The sequence below is a fragment of the Clostridium moutaii genome, assembly GCF_041205085.1.
GTDB lineage: Bacteria > Bacillota > Clostridia > Clostridiales > Clostridiaceae > Clostridium_B > Clostridium_B moutaii.
Genome location: NZ_JBGEWD010000001.1, coordinates 418,767 through 436,998, shown reverse-complemented (window position 1 = coordinate 436,998; position 18,232 = coordinate 418,767). Strand labels below are relative to the sequence as shown.

Below are 18,232 nucleotides of genomic sequence, written 5' to 3'. Positions count from 1 at the left end.
TTATTTAGCGGCAGCTGCTGTTTAAATAAATTAATCCATGTGTTTCAAATTATTTATGGTTATGCTAAAATATAGGGATGATATCTAAGAGGAGGATTTTTAATGAATAGAATTTCTGACAATATATTATTTAAGGTGGAAAAACCTGCACGTTATATTGGAGGAGAAATGAATTCTTATATAAAAGATAAACATAAAATAGATATTCGAATTGCATTTTGTTTTCCCGATGTTTACGAGGTAGGTATGTCTCATCTTGGCATGAAGATACTATATTACATATTAAACGAAAGAAAAGATACTTATTGTGAAAGAGTTTTTGCACCCTGGCCCGATATGGAAGAACTTATGAGAAAAAATAGTATAGCACTTTACGGGTTGGAAAGCAGAGATCCTATAACAGATTTTGACTTTATAGGGTTTACTCTTCAATACGAGATGAGTTACACTAATATTTTAAATATGCTGAATTTAGCGGGATTGTCTATTAGAGCATCTGAAAGAAGAGAAGGTGATCCCATAGTTATATGTGGAGGGCCCTGTGCCTATAACCCTGAACCTCTTTGGGATATAGCGGATTTGTTTACTATAGGGGAAGCAGAAGAACAGATAAATGAAATTATGGATCTTTATAAAATGTATAAAGGTAGAAAAAGAGAATTTTTGAGAAAGGTATGTCATATAAAAGGGGTTTATGTGCCATCCCTTTATAATGTAAGTTACAATGAAGATGGTACTATAGAAAAGTTTGAACCTTCTTATGAAGATGTGCCGGTTAAGGTTACTAAGAGAATAATAAAAAATTTTAATGAAGTGGCATATCCGGATAAACTTGTGGTGCCATTTACTGATATAGTACATGATAGAATAGTTTTGGAAACCTTCAGAGGATGTACAAGAGGCTGTAGATTTTGTCAGGCCGGCATAATATACAGGCCTGTGAGAGAAAAAAGTACATCTAAATTATTGACACAGGCAGATAAACTTATAAAAAGTACAGGGTATTCGGAGGTATCTCTTACTTCTCTCAGTATATGCGACTATTCAGATTTGAAAAATCTAGTACATGGTTTTATAAAAAAATATGAGAAGGATAAGGTGGGAGTATCTCTTCCATCTCTCAGAATAGATTCTTTTTCTGTAGAACTTATAAATGAAATACAAAAAGTTAGAAAAACCGGGCTTACCTTTGCACCAGAAGCAGGGAGTCAAAGAATGAGGGATGTAATAAATAAGGGTGTTACAGAGAAAAATTTAATGGATTCTGTAAACAGCGCCTTTAAATCAGGGTGGTCTACTATAAAGCTGTATTTTATGATAGGACTTCCTTATGAAACTATGGATGATATAAGAGGAATAGCGGATTTATCCGAGAAGGTGGTAAAAGAATATTATAAGGTCCCCAGGGAAATAAGAAAAAAGGGATTGAAAGTAAATGTCAGTACATCCATATTTGTACCTAAGCCCTTTACCCCCTTCCAATGGACTGCTCAAATAAAAATGGAAGATGTTAAAGAGGAAATCAAAACAATAAGGGAGTCCATAAAGAGCAGGAATATAGTGTACAATTGGCACGAGACCCCACTTAGTTATTTGGAAGCCGTATTTGCAAGAGGGGATAGAAAAGTATGTGATGTGTTAATTAAGGCTTATGAAAAAGGAGCTAAATTTGACAGCTGGTCAGAATATTTTAACTTTGAAATATGGGAAAGCTCCTTTAAAGAATGTGGTGTGGACGGAGATTTTTATGCCCTTAGAAATAGAAGTTATGATGAGTTGCTTCCATGGGACTTTATAGATACGGGAGTCAATAAAAGCTTTTTAATAGAGGAAAATGAAAAAGCCAAAAATATTCAAGTAACTCCGGATTGCAGATTGGGATGTAAAAATTGCGGTGTTAATATTAATTTAGGGGGGAAATGCTTTGAGGGAGCAGTATTTAATAAAGTTCAGTAAGGGTGAGAATATAAAATTTATAGGACATTTGGATTTAATGAGAACTGTACAGAGAATGATAAAAAGATCAAAAATCCCTGCAGAGTATTCTAAAGGATTTAACCCCCATATAAATATGTCTATAGCACAGCCTCTTTCAGTAGGAGTTTATTCCTGTGGAGAATATATGGATTTGTATTTGGAGCAAAAGGTTCCAGAAGAAGAGATAATGGATAAATTAAATGGCAGTGCGCCGGAGGAAATAAGAATATTAAAGGTGAATAAGGTAAGAAATGCTGAAAATAGAAAAGTATTTAAATCCATGGCAGAAATAAGTGCAGCTGAATATTTAATAAGTATGGAGTATACTGATATTAGTAAATTAAAAGAAAATATGAATGACTTAATGAAAATGGATCATTGGTATGATTTAAAAAAGACTAAAAGAGGAGAGGGTGAAGTGGATGTCAAAAGATTGGTAAAAAATATTGAATATACTGTCCATGATAATAAATTGGTTTTAAATACCCTGATTTCCTGTGGAAGTGTAGAAAATCTATCTCCTCAGCTTTTAGTTCACTTCATACAATATAAAACTGAAAATGCAGATAAAGAACGCTTTGTTGACATAATGAGGAAAGAAATGTACGGAAGAATAAAAGACAAGTTGATTCCACTTAGTGAATATGTAAATTATATATGACAGAAATAATTTTTTAGGGAAAGGAGATCTATTCTTGAAAGAAATATTTGTTGAAAGAGATACAGGGCTATTACGAATTGCTATAAAAGATGGAGAAGTCCTGAAAGAATGTCTTATGGAAGAACAAAATGGCAGTGCCTATCCTGGAGAGATATATAGCGGCACAGTAAGAAATATAGTTCCTGCTATAAAATGTGCTTTTATAGATATAGGATGTAATAAAAATGCCTATATGTATATGGACAACAAATTTAGGAATCTTAATTTAAAAAAAGGAGAGAAAGTTCTGGTTCAAGTGGCTAAGGAAAGTTATGGGAAAAAAGGAGCCAAAGTTGTAAAAAATATAAGTATACCGGGAAAATACTGTGTTTTAGATGATTTTATCAGGAATATACGATTTTCAAAAAAAATAAATGACATGAATTTTAAAAAGCATATAACTGATGATATAAAAGTACCTTCAGGTGTGGGATTGATGATGAGAACCGATGCTCAAAATGTGGATTCAGATGTAATAGCTAATGAGATAAGTAAATTATATGAATGTTATATCAATATAAAAAAGAAAGCACAGTATTTATTAAAACCGGGATTGATATTTGAAAGCGGCGGAATACTTGGAGAAACTCTTAGAGACAAGTTAAATCATGATGATTTTAAGATATATGTAAATAATAAAAAAGATTATGTATATATAGAGGAGTTCCTAAAGTATATAAGTAATGTGGACGTAGAACTGGTTTTGTATAGGGAGAGTGTAAATCTGTTTTCACACTATGATTTGGAAAAAAAAGTATTGAGATTGAGGAATAGCAGAGTGGAATTAAATTGTGGTGGATACATAATTATAAATAGAACGGAAGCCATGTTTGTAATAGATGTGAATTCAGGTAAAAATGTAAAAAACAGTACCATGGATAAAACGGTGCTTACTACTAATTTACAGGCCGCAGAAGAAATTGCAAGACAAATAATACTTAGAAATTTAAACGGTATAATTTTGATAGATTTTATAGATATGGACGAAGAAGGAAATAAAGAAAAGGTGTTAAGTAAATTAAAAAACGGATTTTTAAATGACAAAAATAAAACTATAGTATATGATTTTACAGAATTGAATTTGGTGCAGATAGCTAGAAAGAGAAAGGGAAAACCCATATATGATTATATAGAAGAAAATTGTACATATTGCGGTGGAACAGGTAAAAAAATAAAGCTGTCCTATATGGAATTACTTATTGGAAATGAGATTTTAAATATAAATAGAGAGGTAAATATAAAAAATATTCATATTCAGATGGGTCTATCTTATAAAAAAGATGTAGATAAAGATGTGAAGGAATTTGTAAAAAGTATAGGCGCTGAAAGTATGGGAGTATATATTACCTATGATGAAAAATTATCATATAAGTTAGAACCTCTTGTATTTGACAGTCAGCTTGAGGACTTTAAAATGTTTAAAGTGAATTGAAAAAACTTTACAAAGGAAAATATATGTGCTAAAATGACACCTGTAGACCGCTCAAAAAAGGTTTTATAAATTATGTGGAAAGTATTTTACATATACCTTTTAGGCGAGACTGGATTGAGGAGGTGTTTTGAATGTATGCAGTTGTAGCAACTGGAGGAAAACAATATAAGGTTTCAGAAGGAGACGTTATTTACGTTGAAAGATTAGAAGCTGAAGTGGATTCAACAGTTGAGCTTGATAGAGTACTTATGGTAAGTAAGGACGATGCAGGATTGGTTATTGGGAAACCTGTGGTTGAAGGAGCTAAAGTGGATGCTAAGGTTCTGGCCCAGGGAAAATCTAAGAAGATTATAGTATTTAAGTATAAAGCTAAGAAGGATTACAGAAGAAAACAAGGACATAGACAGCCTTATACAAAATTACAAATTGAAAAAATTAATGCATAATTATGATTAGAGCAGTGTTTAAAAAGAGATGTTGTAATTTAGTTTCAGTTTCACTTCAGGGTCATGCGGAGTGGTCAAAACAAGGATATGATTTAGTTTGCAGTGCAGTTTCAGCTGTATCTCAAAGTACTGTAATTGGGATAACGGAAGTATTAAAATTAAATCTTGATTATTCCATAAAAAATGGATTCTTAAATTTTTCATTGGAAGATATGAAAGAGGAAGATATTTTAAAATGTCAGGTACTTGTGGAAACTATGTTATTTGCTTTGAAGAGTATGGAAATTAACTATAGTAAATATATAAATGTAAAAATTGAGGAGGTGTAGTTGTATGTTGATTATGAACCTTCAGTTGTTTGCTCATAAAAAAGGAGTAGGTAGCTCAAGAAACGGTAGAGATAGTGAATCCAAGAGACTTGGAGTTAAATCTGCAGATGGACAATTCGTCTTAGCTGGAAACATATTGGTAAGACAAAGAGGAACTAAAATCCATCCGGGAAATAATGTGGGTAGAGGATCTGATGATACTTTATTTTCAAAAATTGATGGCGTGGTTAAGTATGAGAGAATGGGAAAGGCTAAAAAGAAAGCAAGTGTATACCCTTTAGAGGTAGAAGAATTAGTAGCTGAATAGTGTTATTAAGGCACCCTGACAAAGGGTGCTTTTTTAAAGTTTCTATGCTTTTATAATGAAGAACTTATTCGGGGGCATAGCAGTTCTTGAGCTGTCATATTGTAAAATTGACAGGTTTAGAAATGCTAGCCATCGGATAAGGTGATTCTTAGATTCGCTGAAAATAACCTGTTGAGAAAAGAATTGTTAACAGAATCTTAGAAGAGCCAGTCCAGGGGCATAGCAGTTCTTGAGCTGCCATGTTTGTAAAACAGGCAGGTTTAGAAATGCTAGCCATCGGAAAAGATATATACTATACAATGGAAGGGAAGTGATTTGAGATGTTTGTAGATACTGCTAAGATATTTGTAAGATCAGGAGATGGCGGTGATGGAGCTGTTTCATTTAGAAGAGAAAAATATGTGCCACTGGGAGGACCGGATGGCGGAGATGGCGGAAAAGGTGGAGATGTTGTACTTATAGTAGATAACAATATGACCACGCTGTTGGATTTTGCATATAAAAAGAAATATGCCTCTGAAAAAGGTGGAAATGGTTCCGGATCCAAATGTTTCGGAAAAAATGGAGAAGATCTTTATATAAAGGTGCCTCTTGGTACAGTTATAAGAGATGTAAGCAGTAACAAGATAATGGCGGACTTGTCTCATCCAGGTGATAAATGTTTAATAGCAAAGGGTGGAAAAGGTGGGAGAGGAAATGTGAGGTTTACCACTTCTGTAAGGCAGGCACCGGATTTTGCTGAACCTGGAATGCCGGGAGAAGAAAGATATATAAGCCTTGAATTAAAAGTATTGGCGGATGTAGGCCTCGTAGGTTTTCCAAATGTAGGTAAATCTACTCTTTTGTCGGTGGTCACCAAAGCAACACCCAAAATAGCAAATTATCATTTTACAACGTTATCACCTAATCTGGGAGTGGTTAATGTACCGGGAATGCAGAGTTTTGTAATGGCAGATATACCGGGTATAATTGAAGGTGCAGCAGAAGGCATAGGTCTTGGAACAGAGTTTTTGAGGCATATTGAGAGAACCAGGGTTTTAATACATGTAGTGGATATATCAGGTATAGAGGGTAGGAATCCTTTTGAGGATTTTGTTAAAATAAATGAAGAATTGAAGAAATATGACGTAAAACTTTGGGATAGGCCTCAGATAATTGCGGCGAATAAATCAGATATGTTGTATGATGACAAATTATTCGAGAGTTTTAAAAATAAAGTGGGGAAATTAGGATACAACAAAGTTTTTAAAATATCTGCAGCTACAAAAAAAGGAATAAAAGAACTTATGCAGGAAGCTGCAAAGATGCTTGCTTCAATACCTGTGACAGATATTGAAATAAATGAAGAAGATAGATTTATACCAGAGGAAAAGAAATTCACCTATAGTATAAGAAAAGAGGAAAATGTTTATATAGTTGAAGGAAGTTTTGTTGACAGGTTGCTTGACAGTGTAAATATAAATGATCCTGATGAATTGAGATATTTTTACAAGGTGTTAAAAAATAAAGGAGTTATTAAGGAATTAATGGATAGTGGAATTAAAGATGGAGATATAGTTAGACTGAATGATTTTGAATTTGACTATGTTATGTAATTTATAAATAAATGGGGAGAAACAGATGATTAAAAAAGCTATTTTTGGAGGAACTTTTGATCCAATACACATTGGACATATACACATAGCTTATGGAGCACTATATGATTTGAAGTTGGATAGTATAGTGTTTATGCCAACAGGTAATCCGCCTCATAAATTAAAAGAGCATGTAACAGATGCTTTATTAAGATATGATATGGTACGGAATGCTATTAAATCAGAAAGTAAATTTACTGTAAGTGATTATGAAATAAATAGACCCAATCTAAGTTACACCTATAATACTTTAGAATATTTTAATAAGTTGGAAAAACAAACTCAGTGGTATTTTCTCACTGGAATGGATTGTTTAATGGATGTTGAAAACTGGAATAGAATAGAAGATATCTTTAAATTGTGCCAATTTATAGTGTTTAACAGACCGGGATTTCCTACATTTACAATAAAAAATATAAAAGAGCAAAAGAAAAAAATTGAAGAAAGATATTCTACTAAAATTATATATTTGGATGCACCACTTTTGGATATCTCATCTACTACTATAAGAAACAGTATAAGTGAAGGAAAAAATGTGGATTATCTTTTGCCCGGAAATGTTTCCCATATTATTAAGCAATTTGGCCTTTACAAATGAAATTTATAATTTTTATTTTGGAGTGATAAGTGATGTGGAATGAGGAACAGATTATAGAGTATTTAAAAGAAAAGTTAAAAAAGAATAGATATGAGCACAGCTTAGGTGTAAGGGATACAGCTATAAAGTTGGCAGAGATTTATAATGTTGATGTTAAAAAGGCCAGGGCAGCAGGACTTGTTCACGATTGTGCCAAATATATGTCAAATGAAGAAATATTGTCTATAGCAGAGCAAAATGATATCTATATAGATGAAGTGTCCAGAGTAAATCCTCAGCTTTTGCACGGTAGTATTGCTGCTGTAATAGCAAAAAATATTATGGGAATTTATGATGAAGAAATATTGAATGCTGTAAAATACCACACTACAGGAAAGAAAAATATGAGCAGTTTGGAGAAAATAGTATATATTTCGGATTATATAGAGCCTCTAAGAGACTTTCCAGGAGTAGAAGATCTTAGAAAAAAGGCTTTTACGGATTTAGATGGTGCTATGCTGGATGCCTTTAACAATACCATAAAGGTTGTCATAATAAGAAATCAATTGCTTCATGTAAATACAATCCAAGGTAGAAATTATTTAATTTACAGAAGCATGCAGGAATAAATTCAGTAATATATCTTTTTATAAAAATATTGAACATAAAGGGTAAAAATTTGGTATAATAGTGTTGTTGTATACTAAGGAGTATCATTTATTAGATTTTAGGAGGTCTTTATTATGGAAAAAAATATAATAAGTACAAAAAAGGCACCTGGGGCTGTGGGACCGTATTCACAGGCTGTTAGGGCTGGGAACTTTTTATTCACGTCAGGACAAATTCCACTGGATCCAGCAACTGGAGAATTGGTTTCAGGTGATGTTAAAAAAGCGACTGCAAGATCACTTGAAAATATAAAGGCATTACTTGAAGAAGCAGGGACATCTTTTGATAAAGTTGTTAAGACCACTGTATATGTAAAGAATATGTCAGATTTTGCAGCTGTTAACGAAGTTTATGCAAAATATTTTCAAAAAGATATGCCGGCAAGATCCTGTGTAGAAGTGAAACTTCCAAAAGATGCATTGGTTGAAGTAGAAGTAATAGCAGTAGTAGACTAAATAAAACATATGCAAGAGTGAACTTTTAAAAGTTCACTCTTTAGCTATTAAAAGTGATTTTTGTCTTATGGGAATATTAACATAGGTGCCTGGAGAGAGGAATATTGGATGGAAGAAAATAAAATAATATTTAAAGTAACACATGAAGAAGAAGGATTAAAGTTAAGGGCATATTTAAAAAAGGTTCAAAGACTTTCCAGCAGACTTATAAAAGGGGCGGCTTTAAGCGGAAGACTGGAAATAGACCATAAAAGGGTGAAATTAAATCATATAGTAAAGGCAGGAGAAAGTATATCTTTAAATCTTATAAAAGAAGAATCTCAAAATATAGAACCTGAAGAAATGGATATACAAGTGGTATATGAAGATAAGGATATAATAGTTGTAAATAAAAAACCTGGTGTAGTAGTTCATCCTACCAGAAGTTATCCCAATGGCACTTTAGCCAATGGTCTTCTTTATTATTTCAGGGAAAGAGGGGAAAATTGCATAGTTAGATTGGTGAGCAGGCTGGATATGGATACCTCAGGTCTTATAATAGTGGGGAAAAATCAATTTGCCCATATGTGCCTGGCAAGAGATATGAAAAGTGAAAATTTTGAAAAAAGTTATATAGCTGTTATCCATGGGAAAATGGATGCTCGTGAGGGAATCATAGATTTACCCATATACAGAAATGAGGAAGCTGGAATAAAAAGAGTTGTAGATGAAAGGGGACAGAGAAGTATAACCCATTACAAGGTAATAGATGATTTTAAGAATGATCAATTGTTAAATCTTACTCTGGAAACCGGAAGGACCCATCAAATAAGGGTTCACCTGAGTTATTTGGGCCACCCGCTGTATGGAGATACCCTATATGGATTAGGGGATGATAACCAGTATATAAAAAGACAGGCACTTCATGCCTATAGACTTAAATTCCCACATCCCAGAGGAGATAAGATAATGGAACTGGAATCTGATATTCCTCAGGATATTATTGAGCTAATAAGAAATATAAGGTGAAGTTTTAGATATTTAAAATATTTAAAACTTCACCTTATGTATGGTATTTATGTCCTTGGGAAAATTCTCTTACTTAGAATATATATTTTTTTATAGTAAAAACAGCTATTGCAGCTAAAAACAATATTGCAGCTGGAATTATATATTTATTTTTTATTACCATGTTCTCAATGATATCTGAATTCAATATTTGTTTTTCATCGTGACTAACTCCGCTTAAGAGGTTTAATGCTCCTATATTCGTTCCTTTAAAATATATAGTGGCCTTATTTACTACATCTCCAGCTTTAAAAAGTTTAAAGGACAGATTTTCATTTTTTAACTTTAAATTGGGAATGGATTTATCATCTTTTTCCTTTACATAATAAAAGTCAGAAGCTGCAATTAATGGAACGGAAAGCTTATTTTTATTGTAGGTTGTAACTACATCTCCCTTTGAATATAGTTTTACCAATTGAAAGTTGTTAAATCCGAAGTTAAATAAAGATATTGAATCCGGGAAAAAAGTTTTATTTTTATCATGAACTAAAGCTACAATCAGTGTTTCACCATTTCTCGTGGCTGTTGCCACATATGAGTGAAGAGATTGAATAGTATAACCCGTCTTACCACCTTCACATCCACTATAGTAATACATGGATTGTTTTTGTACAAGCTTATTTTCATTCCATACAGTTCTTGGCTGCGTAGATTTATTAGTAGGCGGAATTGTATAAGACAAGGTAGTGGCAATTTTTGAATATTCAGGAATTTTGGATAGTGCCCTCATTATAAGGGATAAATCCCTTGCAGAAGTTTTATGATTTTCATTGAACAATCCGGTGGGATTGATGAAATTTGTATTTTCTGCGCCCAGTTTTTTTGCCCTGATATTCATTTTTACTGCGAATTTATCCATTGAACCACTGATGTGTTCCGCCAATGCTTCTGCACAATCGTTATCAGAAGCCAGTAATAGCCCATATAATAGATCCCTTACAGTCATTTCTTCACCGGGGTAAAGACCCAAGCGAGTTCCCTCTACAGCTGGTGGATTTTTGCCAATCACTACTTTGTCATTTAAATTTGTATTTTCCAGTGTTAAAAGGGCAGTCATTATTTTAGTGGTGGATGCCGGTGGATAAGCGGAATCAGGATTTTTGGAATATAGTAATTGTCCGGTAGCCGCATCTAATACAACTGCGCTGTCAGCTGAAACAGAAGGAGGTGTTTCTTTAGCATAAACATTATATGAGTTGCCTGAACAAATAAGCAAAAGCAGTAATATAAATGTAATTGTTTTTTTCATTTTTTCCTCCTTTGAGGTTATCTTTAAATATTATATCAAAAAATAATATAAGTGACAAAATTTTTTAAAATCTGTCAATAATTTAAATTATAAACTTAAATATATTTCATTGCAAATTACAGTTTATATTGAAAGAGGAGATAAAATGAAAAATAAGAAAAAGATAATAGGGTCAATTATAATTCTTGCCGTGTTCTCTCTGTTTTTAATAGTGGGATATATCAATTCCAGGCCAGTAGAAATCAATGAAAATAGTAAGGATATATTCAGTGAACAAGATACTGCTGAAACTCATAAGAATGCTGAAGATAGTAATTATGCCAAGGAAATAACTGTCTATATAAATGGCCAGGTCAAAAATCCAGGAGTGTATAGATTGAAGGATAGCAGCAGGGTGGAAAATTTAGTAAAAGCAGCGGGTGGATTTACAGATGGAGCTGACAGCTATAAATTAAATTTAGCTAAGAAATTAAAAGATGAAGATTATATATATGTGGATAGCAAAATATCAAAAGATGAAGTGAATACTCAGTCAATGTCAGGTTCTTCAGGCAGTCAAACAGAAGGAAATGGGAAAGTAAACATAAACAGGGGGTCTAAAGAAGAACTGAAAACTATACCTGGTGTAGGGGATGTAACAGCGCAAAAAATAATAGATTATAGAGAACAAAATGGAGATTTTTCCTCTGTTGAAGATTTAAAAAAAGTAGATAGAATAGGAGATAAGACTTTGGATAAGATTAGAGATAAAATAGATATAAGATAGATTGTTTATTCAAAAATGGTGTAAGATATTATATAATTATAGAGAAAGAACGGGGGTGGTATTATGACATATAAAAAATTAACGGAACTTACAAGGACTTCTGGGTGAGCTGCAAAAATAGAGCCGGGGACTCTTTCAAAAATATTAGATAAATTGCCTAAGATGGAAAATAAAAATTTAATGGTTGGAATAGAAACTTCAGATGATGCAGCGGTTTATAAATTGAATAACGAAACAGCAGTAATTCAAACTCTAGACTTTTTTACTCCGGTAGTAGATGATCCCTATACTTTTGGACAGATAGCTGCAGCAAATTCTCTCAGTGATATATATGCCATGGGGGGAAAGCCTACGGTGGCACTTAATATAGTTTGTTTTCCTTCCTGTCTTCCAATAGAGGTACTCGGAGAAATACTAAAAGGTGGAGCTGACAAGGTTATTGAAGCTGGTGCAGTGGTGGTAGGTGGTCATACAGTTGATGACAATGAGCCCAAATATGGATTGTCTGTTATGGGAATAGTGCATCCTGATAAGGTGCTTAGAAATTACGGCTGTAAAGTAGGGGATAGGGTTATATTGACTAAGCCTCTGGGAACAGGCATAATAAGCACTGCCATAAAAGGCGGCATTGCATCTAAAGAGGCCTATGGCAAAGCAGTTAAGATTATGTCAACTCTAAATAAATACGCAGGGGAAATAATAACTAAGTATAATATAACTGCTTGTACAGATGTAACTGGTTTTGGAATTATGGGGCATGGGTATGAAATGGCATCTGCATCCAATGTAACAATAAAATTATATGGAGATAAAATTCCATATATAAGGGAAGCAGAAGAATATGCAAAGATGGGCATTATTCCAGCAGGGGCATATAAAAATAGAAAATATATTGAAGGTAAATACAGTATAAAAGGTATTCCGGAATGGATGGAAGATATATTATTTGATCCTCAAACTTCTGGAGGACTTTTATTGACCTGTTCTAAAGAAGAAACTGAAAAAGCTATGAGTGAGCTGTCACAGCTTCAAATTACACCTTCTGTAATAGGTGAAATTGTACCTTTAAAGGGAGAAAAATATGTAGTAGTTCAGTAATTAATTAAATTGTAGAGGAGGGATATAATATGGAGAAAAATCAGTTGCTGAGAAAACTTCCTAAAATGGATGAACTTTTAAATGAACAAATTGTAAAACTGGAATTAGCTAAAACCATGAGAATAATTGTAATTGAATCACTTAGAGAATCAATAAATTTTTATAGAGACGTTATTCTAAAGGGAGAAATAAAAGATTTTTCAGAAAGAGAAATACTTGAGGATTTTAAGCGCAGGGTTGAAATAAAAAAACAATCAAATTTTAAAAATGTAATAAATGCTACAGGAGTTATTATACATACTAATTTGGGAAGATCCATTTTAAGTGAAAATGCTCTGGACAATGTAATTACTGTAGCTAATAACTATAGTAATTTGGAATATAATTTAGAAAATGGCAGCAGGGGTTCTAGGTATAAACATGTGGAGGAAATACTTAAAAGGATTACGGGGGCAGAAGCCTCACTGGTTGTAAATAACAATGCCGCTGCAGTGATGTTGGCTTTAAATACACTCTGCAATGGAAGGGAAGCTATAGTATCCCGTGGGCAACTTGTGGAAATCGGGGGTTCTTTTAGAATACCTGAAGTTATGAAGTTTAGTGGAGCCAACCTTGTAGAGGTTGGCTCCACTAACAGAACACATATTGAAGATTATGAAAGTGCAGTAAATGAAAATACAGGAGTATTTCTCAAAGTACATACTTCAAATTTTAAGATAATTGGCTTTTCACAAGAAGTGTCTTTAGAAGAGCTGTGTAAACTTTCAGTAGAAAAAAGAGTCCCTGTGATTGAAGATATAGGAAGCGGAACTTTAATAGATTTTTCTAAATATGGATTCACCCATGAACCAACTGTACAAGAGAGTGTAAAAAGCGGAATAGATGTGGTGACTTTTAGCGGAGATAAAATGCTTGGGGGACCTCAGGCAGGTATAATTGTAGGTAAAAAAAAGTATATAGATGAAATGAAGAAAAATCAACTTACAAGGGCCTTGAGGGTGGATAAAATGACTCTTGCGGCTCTTGAGGGAACACTTAGATATTATCTGGATGAAAAAGAAGCGGTAAAAAATATACCAACTCTTCATATGTTGCTCAGCAGCAGCAACCGACAGAAGAATAGAGCACAGATTTTAAAAGAAAAGCTGGAAAGTAAAATCCACACCTTTAAATTTACTGTAGAAAAAGATTATTCCATGGTGGGAGGCGGATCTATGCCGGGGGAAGAAATACCTACTTATGTAATTAAAGTTAAGAATAATAAAATATCACCGGAAGAAATTGATAAAAAATTTAGAGAAGCACCTTTACCCATAATTGTACGTATAGCTAAGGATGAAGTTATAATGGATTTAAGAACTATATTTGACAGGGATTTTAATACTTTAGTAGATGCGTTTGTGAATTTATCCGAATGAACAGACTCCACCGCACCTGAGAATCATTTGATAGTATTAGTGATAACTTATTTATATGGTTAAATTTGGAGGGGATTTTATATGCAGCACGTTGTAATAGGAACGGCGGGACACATAGATCATGGGAAAACTACACTTATAAAAGCTTTAACGGGAAGAGAAACAGATAATTTAAAAGAGGAAAAGGAAAGGGGAATATCCATAGATCTTGGATTTACATTTTTTGATTTACCGTCGGGAAAAAGAGCAGGGATTATAGATGTACCAGGACATGAAAAATTTATAAAAAATATGTTGGCAGGAGTAAGCGGAATAGATCTGGTGCTTATGGTAATTGCAGCTGATGAGGGAATAATGCCTCAAACAAGAGAGCATTTTGAGATACTCCAATTATTAAATGTGAACAAGGGCATTATTGTCATTACAAAAATAGATTTAGTAGATAGAGATTGGCTGGAAATGGTAGTGGAGGATGTAAGAAAGGAATTTAAAGGAACCTTTTTAGAAGATGTTCCTATTCATCAAGTTTCTTCTAAAACAAGGATTGGACTGGATGATTTAGTAAAAGATGTAGATAGGCTTACTGAAGATGTATCTGCCAGGGATATAGAGGGACATTTCAGACTGCCTGTGGACAGAGTGTTTTCAGTAAGTGGATTTGGGACTGTTGTAACTGGGACTGTAATTAGTGGAAAAATTAAAGAAGGACAAAATGTACAGATATATCCTTCTAAAACGACCTGTAAGGTTAGAGGTATACAGGTACACGAACAGCAGGTAGTGGAAGCTGAAGCTGGTGAAAGATGTGCAATAAATATATCCAATGTAAAAACTAACAATGTAAAAAGAGGGGATGTTATATCTGTAGAAAATTTTATGGAACCGTCTCTTATGGTAGATTGTAAATTATATTATTTAAAAAGTGCATCCAAGCCCTTGGAAAATAGGCAGAGAGTAAGGTTATATCATGGTACAAATGAAATTATATGCAGGGTGGTAATACTTGATAAAGAAAAGGTAAATCCTGGGGAAGAAGCTTATATTCAACTTAGGCTGGAAAAGCAACTTACGGCTCAGAGAAAGGATAGATTTGTTATAAGAAGTTATTCCCCCATGCATACCCTAGGTGGAGGAACAATAATAGAACCTGCCGCCCAAAAGGCAAAAAGGTTCAATGAACAATATATAAAGGAGTTGAGATTAAAAGAAAGCGGAAAAACAGAAGGTATAATTGAAAATACCATTAAAAATTTGAGTGGCAAGTATCCTCAAAAAGAAGAAATATTGAAGGCAATGGGCAAAAATGATGATAATATACAAAATGAGCTGGAAAAGCTAATAAAAAATAAATCTATAATATTATTGAATAAAGGAGATAAACCTGTATATATTCACCAGGATTTTTTAAATGATAAAATTAAAACTTTGGAAAATATTTTAAAAGAATTTCATCGTAAAAATCCTCTGAAAATGGGAATGTCTAAAGAGGAAATTAAAAATAAAGTATTCGGGAGCAAAATAAAGCAAAAAATATATGATTGTATAATAGAGCTTTTAAAAGATGAAAACAAGATAGATCTTTATGGAAGCTTTATTTTCCTAAGGGACTTTAAGGTAAAATATAGTGAAGCTCAAATTAAAATTAAGGACAATATACTAAGAAAATTTAGCAACAGTGGATTTATCCCACCTAAATATTTAGAATTAGAAAATAACTGTAATGATAAAAAGAATTTTGAAATGGTGTTTGAGTCTGTTGTGGATAAAGGGGATATAGTAAAAGTTGCGGAAGATTGCTGGTTTTTAGCTGAAGATTATGAAAGAGCCAAAAAGATTGTAATAGATTTTATAAAGAGCAATGGCAGCATATCTCTTGGACAGTTTAGAGATGAATTAAACACCAGCAGAAAATATGCCATGATGCTCATGGAACATTTTGATGGAATAAGACTTACAAAAAGGCTTGAGGATAAAAGAGTGCTTTATTAAAGGCATATTGTATATATTGTCATATTAAGCTCATATTGCTAGTTAAAAGCATGTATACAAAATACTAATAAGTGATATAAATTTATGTTATATGGGGCATTATATTAATTCATTGACATTATAAGCACATTTAACTTATAATATTACATGTAATTCAATGGGGGTAGATAGGTGCTGGTGTGCCTGCCGGTCTTCAAAACCGTGTTGCCGTGCTAAGACCACGACGGGTGGGTTCGATTCCCACATATTCCCGCCAATTGATATCACAAGCTTTAGAAGAATTTATGAAATTCTTTTAAGGCTTTTTTATTTTGAAGAATTTTGCATTTGACGACATGAGTTTTTATTTAAATATATTGTTCAATACTGACCACAGTTTATGCATCCCGAATATCGCTTACCACAAATCTTCAAGTTTTGCATTAAGGAGGTATAAAAAAATATAATTTAAAAAAACTATATATTAGGAGATGATAAATTTGGATAAGATAAGATTAGAAGAGATACTTCAATCTACAGGAACTATAGAAGTAAAATATAAAAATAATCCTGTATGGCTTGAAGGTATAGGTACGAATAAAGATGGTAGGATACAAGTGAAAGATCTAAATACAAATAAACATCTTAATGTAGATATTGTAGATTTGAAGGAATGATTTTATATTGGGTATTGTGGGCATTTACAGCCGTGTTTGGAATTTTGTATATTCTGTATTTATAAAAATTTTTATTTAATGAATTCTCAGATTATCTACGAGAATTAATAAGTAAAAACTCCAGCACAAACCGGAGCTTCTGTTTTTATATTAGAATCTTATTTTGCAATAATTACTAATTTTGACCGATAAATGAAGCTGGTATTCTTTTGGGTTCTACTTTGTAACCACTAGAAAGAAAATCTTATATAATAAAATAAAGGAAATATAGATCCTTTGTTAAATTAGTATTATTCTACTTGTATAAATATAAAAACTCCAACTTAAAAATAAGCTGGAGTTTTGTTTTGTTTTTTGAAATTTTTTATAATGAGAAAAAAGTAGATTAGTAAGGAAAATAAGATTTAACTATTGAAATTGAAAGTATTGATGTTATAATTTTTATATTGCTTAAAAATTGCAAGCTTATATGTACAGCTATGAACATTTAGTACATATAAAAGAGCATAAAAGAAGGGAAGTGAGTATTTAGTGGCTTTGTGAACTTGGTATGCACTTTGTTACTAAAGATAATATATGGAAATAAAAAAAGTAAGGAGAAATACATTTTGTATTGATACTGGAATGACATACATACCTTTTTATAAAATCAATGATGAAGAAATTATCATGTTGGATTCAGGATGGGCAAAGGGAGAGAGAGAAGGAATAAGTGAGCTATTGGAAAGAAACAATTTTAAAGTAGCAGGTATAATATGTACCCATGCCCATATAGATCATGTGGGAAATAATGCGTATTTGAAGAAAAAATATGGGTGTACTATTGCTATGTCAGCTTATGAATCTCTTATTTGCAGTTCTGCAATCAATCTGAAGCTTTATTACAACAGTCAAACACTGTCAGATGTCAAGGAGCATTTTGGACATATGGTTTGCGAAACAGACATTATGATTTTAAATGACCAGAATGCAGTATGTGTGTGTGATGTTGAATTTAAAATTCTTCATACACCTGGACATAGCCCGGCACATATATGTATTATTACTCCCGATGATGTTGCATATTTGGGAGATTGTCTTATAAGTTATGAGGTTATGGAAGGTGCTAAAATGCCATATGCCTATATACTTACAGAGGATCTAAAAAGTAAGAGGAAGCTTTATGATTTAAAATACAGCAAATATATAGTGGCACACAAAGGAATGTATGATGATATTACAAAACTTATATCCGATAATATGAATTTCTATAAAAATAGAGCAGAAAAAGTATGTGATGCCATAGAAGGCTCTATGACAATGGAAGACATCATGAAGTCTGTTATAAAAAATTTTAAGATTCGAGTAAATGACAAATATAAATATACTTTTATAGAGAGAATGTTGAAGTCCTATGTTGAATATTTGAATGAAACAGGAATTATAAAGCTAAATATGGATAATGGATTTCTTAAATATTCAAAAAGTACGTCCCTTTAACTGA

The 18,232-nt window shown here is 32.7% G+C and carries 18 protein-coding genes and 1 tRNA gene; 18 read left to right on the top strand and 1 reads right to left on the bottom strand.

All coding sequences use genetic code 11. The features are described 5' to 3' along the window. Positions 1–102: 102 nt before the first annotated feature. The 11 genes from AB8U03_RS02260 to AB8U03_RS02210 all read left to right on the top strand — a co-directional run bounded on the left by AB8U03_RS02260 (position 103) and on the right by AB8U03_RS02210 (position 9,534). The gene (locus tag AB8U03_RS02260; protein WP_369702901.1) at positions 103–1,956 is read left to right on the top strand and encodes a TIGR03960 family B12-binding radical SAM protein; all 1,854 of its coding nucleotides are present in this window, start codon (positions 103–105) and stop codon (positions 1,954–1,956) included. After that, positions 1,925–2,638 (top strand): TIGR03936 family radical SAM-associated protein, encoded by a 714-nt coding sequence (locus AB8U03_RS02255; RefSeq protein WP_369702900.1) that lies wholly within the window; start codon positions 1,925–1,927, stop codon positions 2,636–2,638. Before AB8U03_RS02260 ends, AB8U03_RS02255 begins: the two co-directional genes overlap by 32 nt. Before the next feature lie 34 nt (positions 2,639–2,672). After that, positions 2,673–4,109: a ribonuclease E/G gene (locus tag AB8U03_RS02250; RefSeq protein ID WP_369702899.1), complete on the top strand. Its 1,437-nt coding sequence runs from the start codon at positions 2,673–2,675 to the stop codon at positions 4,107–4,109. A gap of 131 nt (positions 4,110–4,240) precedes the next feature. Next, positions 4,241–4,555, top strand: a complete 315-nt coding sequence (gene rplU, locus AB8U03_RS02245; protein ID WP_369702898.1) for a 50S ribosomal protein L21 — start codon at positions 4,241–4,243, stop codon at positions 4,553–4,555. A gap of 2 nt (positions 4,556–4,557) precedes the next feature. After that, a complete protein-coding gene (locus AB8U03_RS02240; RefSeq protein WP_369702897.1) occupies positions 4,558–4,884 on the top strand; it encodes a ribosomal-processing cysteine protease Prp in 327 nt (108 codons plus the stop codon). Positions 4,885–4,888: 4 nt separating this feature from the next. Beyond that, positions 4,889–5,191: a 50S ribosomal protein L27 gene (gene rpmA / locus AB8U03_RS02235; protein WP_369702896.1), complete on the top strand. Its 303-nt coding sequence runs from the start codon at positions 4,889–4,891 to the stop codon at positions 5,189–5,191. A 320-nt stretch (positions 5,192–5,511) separates the two neighbouring features. Continuing rightward, a complete protein-coding gene (gene obgE / locus AB8U03_RS02230; protein WP_369702895.1) occupies positions 5,512–6,786 on the top strand; it encodes a GTPase ObgE in 1,275 nt (424 codons plus the stop codon). Between the two features lie 25 nt (positions 6,787–6,811). Next, positions 6,812–7,423, top strand: coding sequence for a nicotinate-nucleotide adenylyltransferase (nadD, locus tag AB8U03_RS02225; RefSeq protein ID WP_369702894.1), 612 nt, complete (start codon positions 6,812–6,814; stop codon positions 7,421–7,423). A gap of 32 nt (positions 7,424–7,455) precedes the next feature. Beyond that, on the top strand, positions 7,456–8,031 hold the full coding sequence (gene yqeK / locus AB8U03_RS02220; protein ID WP_369702893.1) for a bis(5'-nucleosyl)-tetraphosphatase (symmetrical) YqeK: 576 nt from the start codon (positions 7,456–7,458) through the stop codon (positions 8,029–8,031). 114 nt (positions 8,032–8,145) lie between these two features. Then, entirely contained in the window at positions 8,146–8,526 is a 381-nt protein-coding gene (locus tag AB8U03_RS02215; protein ID WP_369702892.1) for a RidA family protein, read from the top strand. 108 nt (positions 8,527–8,634) lie between these two features. Then, on the top strand, positions 8,635–9,534 hold the full coding sequence (locus tag AB8U03_RS02210; protein ID WP_369702891.1) for an RluA family pseudouridine synthase: 900 nt from the start codon (positions 8,635–8,637) through the stop codon (positions 9,532–9,534). Between the two features lie 73 nt (positions 9,535–9,607). Here AB8U03_RS02210 and AB8U03_RS02205 read toward each other — a convergent pair whose 3' ends face one another. Further along, positions 9,608–10,822: a serine hydrolase gene (locus AB8U03_RS02205; protein ID WP_369702890.1), complete on the bottom strand. Its 1,215-nt coding sequence runs from the start codon at positions 10,820–10,822 to the stop codon at positions 9,608–9,610. A gap of 145 nt (positions 10,823–10,967) precedes the next feature. Here AB8U03_RS02205 and AB8U03_RS02200 point away from each other — a divergent pair, with 145 nt between their 5' ends. The 7 genes from AB8U03_RS02200 to AB8U03_RS02170 all read left to right on the top strand — a co-directional run bounded on the left by AB8U03_RS02200 (position 10,968) and on the right by AB8U03_RS02170 (position 18,228). After that, positions 10,968–11,588, top strand: coding sequence for a helix-hairpin-helix domain-containing protein (locus tag AB8U03_RS02200; RefSeq protein WP_369702889.1), 621 nt, complete (start codon positions 10,968–10,970; stop codon positions 11,586–11,588). 63 nt (positions 11,589–11,651) lie between these two features. Then, entirely contained in the window at positions 11,652–12,686 is a 1,035-nt protein-coding gene (gene selD, locus AB8U03_RS02195; RefSeq protein ID WP_369702888.1) for a selenide, water dikinase SelD, read from the top strand. A gap of 29 nt (positions 12,687–12,715) precedes the next feature. Next, positions 12,716–14,104: an L-seryl-tRNA(Sec) selenium transferase gene (selA, locus tag AB8U03_RS02190; protein WP_369702887.1), complete on the top strand. Its 1,389-nt coding sequence runs from the start codon at positions 12,716–12,718 to the stop codon at positions 14,102–14,104. An 81-nt stretch (positions 14,105–14,185) separates the two neighbouring features. After that, positions 14,186–16,093: a selenocysteine-specific translation elongation factor gene (selB, locus tag AB8U03_RS02185; RefSeq protein WP_369702886.1), complete on the top strand. Its 1,908-nt coding sequence runs from the start codon at positions 14,186–14,188 to the stop codon at positions 16,091–16,093. A gap of 159 nt (positions 16,094–16,252) precedes the next feature. After that, positions 16,253–16,349: transfer RNA gene (locus tag AB8U03_RS02180), tRNA-Sec, on the top strand. Positions 16,350–16,563: 214 nt separating this feature from the next. Then, the gene (locus AB8U03_RS02175) at positions 16,564–16,749 is read left to right on the top strand and encodes an H-type small acid-soluble spore protein (RefSeq protein WP_369702885.1); all 186 of its coding nucleotides are present in this window, start codon (positions 16,564–16,566) and stop codon (positions 16,747–16,749) included. A gap of 576 nt (positions 16,750–17,325) precedes the next feature. Next, entirely contained in the window at positions 17,326–18,228 is a 903-nt protein-coding gene (locus tag AB8U03_RS02170; protein WP_369702884.1) for an MBL fold metallo-hydrolase, read from the top strand. Positions 18,229–18,232: the final 4 nt, after the last annotated feature.